The organism is Moraxella sp. 179-F 1C4 NHS (genome assembly GCF_045370505.1).
GTDB classification, from domain to species: domain Bacteria; phylum Pseudomonadota; class Gammaproteobacteria; order Pseudomonadales; family Moraxellaceae; genus Faucicola; species Faucicola tetraodonis.
Genome location: NZ_JBIQEC010000060.1, coordinates 1 through 2,020 on the forward strand (window position 1 = coordinate 1; position 2,020 = coordinate 2,020).

At 35.0% G+C, this 2,020-nt stretch carries 2 protein-coding genes and 1 pseudogene; 2 read left to right on the plus strand and 1 reads right to left on the minus strand.

Annotated elements, in window-relative coordinates; all coding sequences use genetic code 11:
• Both ACH0AB_RS11780 and ACH0AB_RS11785 read left to right on the plus strand, forming a co-directional pair.
• A pseudogene (locus ACH0AB_RS11780) lies at window positions 1-685 on the plus strand (hypothetical protein); the annotation flags it as partial.
• Between the two features lie 9 nt (window positions 686-694).
• Window positions 695-1,159 (plus strand): hypothetical protein, encoded by a 465-nt coding sequence (locus ACH0AB_RS11785; RefSeq protein WP_406878258.1) that lies wholly within the window; start codon window positions 695-697, stop codon window positions 1,157-1,159.
• A 263-nt stretch (window positions 1,160-1,422) separates the two neighbouring features.
• On the opposite strand, the gene ACH0AB_RS11790 is transcribed toward ACH0AB_RS11785, so the two are convergent.
• Window positions 1,423-1,755 carry a type II toxin-antitoxin system MqsA family antitoxin gene (locus ACH0AB_RS11790; protein ID WP_007114877.1) on the minus strand — a complete coding sequence of 111 codons (333 nt, stop codon included), beginning with the start codon at window positions 1,753-1,755 and terminating at the stop codon, window positions 1,423-1,425.
• Between the last annotated feature and the right edge of the window lie 265 nt (window positions 1,756-2,020).

Consider the following 2,020-nt stretch of genomic DNA (forward strand, 5'->3'; position numbering starts at 1 on the left):
ACTATTGTTCATTAATCCCGTCAGGCTATGCTGCCTGACTCAAGCAAACCTGTCTCCGATAAAACCAGGACGGTTCAGATCTATAGGAAAGTATTCGACTGCTTCTACAAGAGTTGCTCAAGAAACTACTCCTAATATTTCATATTTAGATGATTTTACTGAGAGTGGAGATACCATCCATCATGGTACACATAGCACAGCTATTGGAGATGATGTTGCAACTGTAAATAATTTTAATAATGCAAATAATACTAATCAAGGACATAATGTTATTGTTCATGGGGCACTTAAATTTGATGAAATTGGCGGGATACCTGTTTTACAAAGGGATATTCCTATCTTACCCGAAACAGGCGGACCATATAAAAACTTGGGTGAAGTTCCATTTATGCCTTTAAGTATTGAGCAGGTAGCTGCAGCAGTTAAAGGAAATCCTTCATATATTCCTGGAACTCCAGTTTGTTTTGCTTCATGTTGGAGTGGCTCAAGCGGTACAGCGCAACAGTTAGCAAATGAGCTAAATGTTCCTGTATATGCTCCAACCAGACCAGTTGCATGGGATATAAAAAATGAACAATGGATACAACAAAGCAATGCCTCATATATTAGAAATGGTCAGTTTGTAGAACCATATATGCCTAGCATTAGTCCAGAATGGAAAATGTTTTATCCAAAAAATAAGTGAGTTTAAACAATGTTATATTTACCAAGATACTTTGAAGAAAATCCACCTAAGTTAAATGATCCTCTTTCTGAATGGTATTTAGGGGAAGATCTGTTAACTAATCTTCCTAAACTGTCAGACCATATAGGAAAATTAGATAAAAATAAGAAAGATATCATTCTAAAATATATGAAGAATGCAAATGTATTATCTATCGGCTTTCCTAGAAAGTTAGAGTTCGATAACTTTCCTGTCAATGATATAGCATTTAGTGATGGAACATATATCTGGACTGATGCTCATATACATTATGTAAATGAATATTCATTAGAATTACCTTGCGTTTTTTTAAATCATATTTATTCTTATCCCGGTTATTTAACGGATGGTCAAAAAAGAAACATTAAGAATTATAAATTAGAATCTCAAGAGATTATTGTTAATCCAGATAATTTAAAGGAACTATGGAAAAGGACTGAACATTTGCAATATTAAAAATTTTGATATGGTACAGTTCCGAATTTACAAGACCATATTGCACGTTAAAGAATTTCGTTGAGTGTTCCCAGACTTTTTCCTCGTGTCCAAAAAACGGTGGTTTTTTAGACATTTTATTTTGGGGTCAATTTACTCCTTTTTTAGGCTATTTTTGTATGTCAATTTGTCAATAAAACAACGTTAAATAAACCCATGACTGAGGCTTATCAGAAAGTTTCAATTACACTCAATGAAGAGTCGTTACTAAAATGGCTCAAGTACTATGCCAAATGAGCAATCTCATCAATTAACTCAGGTTTTTTGCCCAATAATTTAAGCAAGACTTGCGCTGAGCCACTCGGTTTACGCTGTCCTTGCTCCCAAGACTTTAAAGTATTGACCGAAATGCCCAATGACTTGGCAAATTGACTTTGCGACAAGCCTGTCTTCTGGCGGACTTGGCTAACTTCCGATACGGGTGCATACCGTCCTTCTCTCAATTGAGAAAGTGATTTGGCTAAACTGTCCTTAATCACAATCGCATCAGGATCATCTTTAATAACTGCTTCAACAATATTGGCAATATCTAAATCAGAAAAGTTGACAGGTTTCATGATTGGTTTCCTTGCTTTTCATTTTTTAATGACTTTAATTCTTTGGCAGAAATATTTTCTTTTTCATTTTTGGCATACACAGCTAGACAAACTATCAGTCCATCATCTAGCATATTGTAGTAAATAACTGAAGTTACGCACCGCTAATAGCCTTAAGCTGGGCAAAAGCCGACTGATTAGCAGAAATTAGTAACTTTAAACGCAAAGCGAAATGATTTAACTTGGTTTTGATTTTCAAACACTCAAGCTTAAACACCGCATACGT

Excerpts from the sequence above, each read along its gene's own strand:
- ACH0AB_RS11785 (WP_406878258.1), top strand. The coding sequence starts at position 695 with ATGTTATATTTACCAAGATACTTTGAAGAAAATCCACCTAAGTTAAAT.
- ACH0AB_RS11790 (WP_007114877.1), bottom strand. The coding sequence starts at position 1,755 with ATGAAACCTGTCAACTTTTCTGATTTAGATATTGCCAATATTGTTGAA.